The 5558-nt window shown below is 53.5% G+C and carries 2 tRNA genes and 3 rRNA genes; all 5 read right to left on the bottom strand.

Going from position 1 to position 5558, the window contains the following annotated elements:
- Positions 1 to 56: 56 nt before the first annotated feature.
- Positions 57 to 171, bottom strand: a 5S ribosomal RNA gene (gene rrf, locus HGK27_RS30955).
- Between the two features lie 198 nt (positions 172 to 369).
- Positions 370 to 3163 (bottom strand): 23S ribosomal RNA (locus tag HGK27_RS30960).
- 286 nt (positions 3164 to 3449) lie between these two features.
- Positions 3450 to 3525: transfer RNA gene (locus HGK27_RS30965), tRNA-Ala, on the bottom strand.
- A 23-nt stretch (positions 3526 to 3548) separates the two neighbouring features.
- Positions 3549 to 3625 (bottom strand) — tRNA-Ile (locus HGK27_RS30970).
- Positions 3626 to 3857: 232 nt separating this feature from the next.
- A 16S ribosomal RNA gene (locus HGK27_RS30975) occupies positions 3858 to 5346 on the bottom strand.
- The 16S, 23S and 5S rRNA genes sit together here with 2 tRNA genes alongside, the layout of an rRNA operon.
- Between the last annotated feature and the right edge of the window lie 212 nt (positions 5347 to 5558).

A 5558-nucleotide genomic window follows, 5' to 3' on the forward strand; every position in this document is an offset into this window, starting at 1 on the left:
TGTGAATGGGTTTTTTCTCTCCCTTTATGGGGGAGTTTAAGCACGCCAGCGATAATGCCTGGCGACGACCTACTCTTCCAACGCTTGAGCGTTAGTACCATTGGCGCGGACAGGTTTCACGGCCGAGTTCGAGATGGGATCGGGTGGGTCACTGTTGCTATGGTCACCAAGCAATATGGCTAGCGTGCTTTAAGCAAGCATGAGGCAGGTTCGTAACCTGCCCTGTCAGGGAGACCCTGACGGCTTGCTGCGGTGTGTTTTTTAATCAGATGTTGTGATCGGCTGTGACGATTGTCCGCCTTCACGATGCGCTGCTTGTCTGGGGTTTAGTCCAGAACCTGTGCAGGCCTCTTAGTGATGGTGGGGTTCATCAAGCATGAACAGAGTGATTAGGACCGGTTAGCTCCATGCGTTACCGCACTTCCACACCCGGCCTATCAACGTGATGGTCTATCACGACTCGAAGATACCTTATCTTGAGGGAGGCTTCCCGCTTAGATGCTTTCAGCGGTTATCCCGTCCATGCATAGCTACCCTGCTGCGCTCCTGGCGGAACGACAGGTACACCAGAGGCATGTTCACCCCGGTCCTCTCGTACTAGGGGCAACTCCTCTCAAGTATCGACGCCCACGGCAGATAGGGACCAAACTGTCTCGCGACGTTCTGAACCCAGCTCACGTACCACTTTAATTGGCGAACAGCCAAACCCTTGGGACCTGCTCCAGCCCCAGGATGTGATGAGCCGACATCGAGGTGCCAAACGATTCCGTCGATATGAGCTCTTGGGAATCATCAGCCTGTTATCCCCGGCGTACCTTTTATCCGTTGAGCGATGGCCCTTCCACGAGGGACCACCGGATCACTATGACCGACTTTCGTCTCTGCTCGACTCGTCAGTCTCGCAGTCAGGCAGGCTTATGCCATTGCACTCTAACAGCCGGTTTCCAACCGGCCTGAGCCTACCATCGCGCGCCTCCGTTACTCTTTAGGAGGCGACCGCCCCAGTCAAACTACCCGCCACAGAGGGTCCCCGAACCGGCTAACGGTCCTGGGTTAGACATCAGAAAACAACAGGGTGGTATTTCACCTATGGCTCCACGTCAGCTGGCGCCGACGCTTCAAAGCCTCCCACCTATGCTACACAATTCTTTCCTAATGCCACTCTGAAGCTGCAGTAAAGGTGCACGGGGTCTTTCCGTCTAACCGCGGGTACTCCGCATCTTCACGGAGAATTCAATTTCGCTGAGCATATCCTGGAGACAGTGGGGAAGTCGTTACGCCATTCGTGCAGGTCGGAACTTACCCGACAAGGAATTTCGCTACCTTAGGACCGTTATAGTTACGGCCGCCGTTTACCGGGGCTTCAATTCGGAGCTTGCACTCCTCCTCTTAACCTTCCGGCACCGGGCAGGCGTCAGACCCTATACGTCGTCTTGAAGCCGACTTAGCAGAGTCCTGTGTTTTTGCTAAACAGTCGCTACCCCCTGGCCTGTGCCCCCCACAAATGCTTGCGCATAAATGGGGCCTCCTTCTTCCGAAGGTACGGAGGCAATTTGCCGAGTTCCTTCAGGATACTTCTCTCAAGCGCCTTGGTATACTCTACCTGACCACCTGTGTCGGTTTCGGGTACGGTCTATACGGTGGGGCTATTTCCTGGAACCTCTTCAAAGCCTGACCAATCCAATAAGGCCAGACAATTCACGAGATCCGTCACACACCACCAGGCCCACGAATATTAACGTGGTTCCCATCGACTACCCCCTTCGGGCTCGTCTTAGGGGCCGGCTCACCCTGCTCAGATTAGCTTTAAGCAGGAACCCTTGGTCTTTCGGCGAGAGGGCATCTCACCCTCTTTATCGCTACTCATGTCAGCATTCGCACTTCCGATACCTCCACGACCCATTACCAGATCGCTTCACAGGCTTACGGAACGCTCCGCTACCGCGTGGTTCAAAGAACCACACCCTAAGCTTCGGTGCACGTCTTGAGCCCCGTTACATCTTCGCCGCAGGAACCCTTGTTTAGACCAGTGAGCTGTTACGCTTTCTTTAAAGGATGGCTGCTTCTAAGCCAACCTCCTGGTTGTTTTGGGATTCCCACATGCTTTCCCACTTAGACGTGACTTGGGGACCTTAGCTGTAGGTTAGGGCTGTTTCCCTTTTGACGACGGACCTTAGCACCCGCCGTCTGTCTGCCGGATAAGACTCGTTGGTATTCGGAGTTTGGTTAGTATTGGTAGATCTCGCGACCCCCGCAACCATCCAGTGCTCTACCCCCAACGGCATAAATCCGACGCTCTACCTCAATAGATTTCGCGGAGAACCAGCTATTTCCCGGTTTGATTGGCCTTTCACCCCTAAACACAACTCATCCGACAATTTTTCAACATTGAACGGTTCGGCCCTCCAGTGCGTGTTACCGCACCTTCAGCCTGGTCATGCCTAGATCACCGGGTTTCGGGTCTAATGCATCATACTCTGGCGCCCTATTCAGACTCGCTTTCGCTGCGCCTACACCTAACGGCTTAAGCTCGCATGATACATTAAGTCACTGACCCATTATGCAAGAGGTACGCAGTCACTCCTCAAGGAAGCTCCTACTGCTTGTAAGCATTCGGTTTCAGGTACTGTTTCACTCCCCTCATCGGGGTGCTTTTCACCTTTCCCTCACGGTACTGGTTCGCTATCGGTCATGTACGAGTATTTAGGCTTGGAGGGTGGTCCCCCCATGTTCAGACAGGATTTCACGTGTCCCGCCCTACTCGAGTCCTGTCTCCTCACATTCGCATACGGGGCTGTCACCCGCTATGGCCAGTCTTTCCAAACTGTTCTGCTTATTTAGAGACAGGCACTGGCCTGGTCCGCGTTCGCTCGCCACTACTAACGGAATCTCGGTTGATGTCTTTTCCTCCAGGTACTGAGATGTTTCAGTTCCCCGGGTTCGCTTCACCAAAGCTATTTTATTCACTAAGGTGATACCTTATCCACCTCACTCACTTACTGATTTCTCAGCAAACGAGAGAAATGGTGAAGGTGGGTTTCCCCATTCGGAAATCGCCGGATCAAAGTTTGCTCACAACTCCCCGACGCTTATCGCAGCGTGCCACGTCCTTCTTCGCCTGTACATGCCAAGGCATCCACCAAATGCTCTTACCTCACGCTTGAGAACCCACACCATCAATAACAGGCCTGCATAAAACCTGCATCGTTCTAGGCGTAGGACAATAATCTCAGCCAGATTTACAACATCTGTAGTAACACGTCCGCCATATTGGTTCTTGCCATCAACGAGGCGACCCCCGCTGCGCAAAAACCGACGTCGCGTCACCGCGTCGATTAAAAAACCCATTCACAATGTCAAAGAAGCGGGCAAATCCCGCATGCCATCCGCCCAAAGGCGAGTGGAAGAAACGTTCTCTTCATCTCATATGGAAACACAAACCACAAAAGTGGTGGAGCCTATCGGGATCGAACCGATGACCTGATGCTTGCAAAGCAACCGCTCTCCCAGCTGAGCTAAGGCCCCGCCGTAAAGCCGCTGCGCCAAGATGGTGGGCCGAGCAAGAGTTGAACTTGCGACCTCACGCTTATCAGGCGTGCGCTCTAACCACCTGAGCTACCGGCCCATCCTGGCGCCAGCACTGACCACAAGGCCAGCGGCTCACGAGCCAGAAGGCAGATGGCCAACTCAGGCAGTCAGCAAAACCGCTTCAAGCGCTTGCCGGATAAGCCGGAAGCGCGAAGCCAGCCTTGCTGGTTTCCATAAAGATGAAGGGACATGAGGACGACGGCAATGTTCTTAGAATTGAGCGAAGCTCTTTCTCCGTCTAGCAGAGACGCTTTCGTTCAAATCCTTAGAAAGGAGGTGATCCAGCCGCAGGTTCCCCTACGGCTACCTTGTTACGACTTCACCCCAGTCGCTAAACCCACTGTGGTCGCCTGCCTCCCTTGCGGGTTAGCTCAACGCCTTCGAGTGAATCCAACTCCCATGGTGTGACGGGCGGTGTGTACAAGGCCTGGGAACGTATTCACCGCGGCATGCTGATCCGCGATTACTAGCGATTCCGCCTTCATGCTCTCGAGTTGCAGAGAACAATCCGAACTGAGACGGCTTTTGGAGATTAGCTCACACTCGCGTGCTTGCTGCCCACTGTCACCGCCATTGTAGCACGTGTGTAGCCCAGCGTGTAAGGGCCATGAGGACTTGACGTCATCCCCACCTTCCTCCGGCTTATCACCGGCGGTTTCCTTAGAGTGCCCAACTGAATGATGGCAACTAAGGACGAGGGTTGCGCTCGTTGCGGGACTTAACCCAACATCTCACGACACGAGCTGACGACAGCCATGCAGCACCTGTCACTCATCCAGCCGAACTGAAGAAATCCATCTCTGGAAATCGCGATGAGGATGTCAAACGCTGGTAAGGTTCTGCGCGTTGCTTCGAATTAAACCACATGCTCCACCGCTTGTGCAGGCCCCCGTCAATTCCTTTGAGTTTTAATCTTGCGACCGTACTCCCCAGGCGGATAACTTAATGCGTTAGCTGCGCCACCCAAGCACCATGTGCCCGGACAGCTAGTTATCATCGTTTACGGCGTGGACTACCAGGGTATCTAATCCTGTTTGCTCCCCACGCTTTCGCACCTCAGCGTCAATACTTGTCCAGCGGGCCGCCTTCGCCACTGGTGTTCTTCCGAATATCTACGAATTTCACCTCTACACTCGGAATTCCACCCGCCTCTCCAAGATTCTAGTACACTAGTTTCAAGGGCAGTTCCGGAGTTGAGCTCCGGGCTTTCACCCCTGACTTGATGTACCGCCTACGTGCGCTTTACGCCCAGTAATTCCGAACAACGCTAGCTCCCTCCGTATTACCGCGGCTGCTGGCACGGAGTTAGCCGGAGCTTATTCTCCAGGTACTGTCATTATCATCCCTGGTAAAAGAGCTTTACAACCCTAAGGCCTTCATCACTCACGCGGCATTGCTGGATCAGGCTTTCGCCCATTGTCCAATATTCCCCACTGCTGCCTCCCGTAGGAGTCTGGGCCGTGTCTCAGTCCCAGTGTGGCTGATCATCCTCTCAGACCAGCTAAGGATCGTCGGCTTGGTAGGCCTTTACCCCACCAACTACCTAATCCTACGCGGGCTCATCCTTTGCCGATAAATCTTTGGTCTTGCGACATCATCCGGTATTAGCAGTCATTTCTAACTGTTATTCCGAAGCAAAGGGCAGATTCCCACGCGTTACGCACCCGTGCGCCACTAGACCCGAAGGTCTCGTTCGACTTGCATGTGTTAGGCATGCCGCCAGCGTTCGTTCTGAGCCAGGATCAAACTCTCAAGTTATGTCACAAACATAATCGGCCTGCTTCAAAGAAGCAGCAACCAATCACATCTGAACTTCAGGAGCCGATGCCTGCATTTGTCAAACGTAATGGATACGAAGGACATATGTAACATCGGCTTGATTTAAACTACGCCATAGAGCCTGAAGCTCCCAAGGCGCAGACGCCGTCGTCCACATGTCCCTTCATCATAATCAACTATGTCAAAGAACG

Source organism: Novosphingobium terrae, from assembly GCF_017163935.1.
In the GTDB taxonomy this organism is placed as follows: Bacteria; Pseudomonadota; Alphaproteobacteria; order Sphingomonadales; family Sphingomonadaceae; genus Novosphingobium; species Novosphingobium terrae.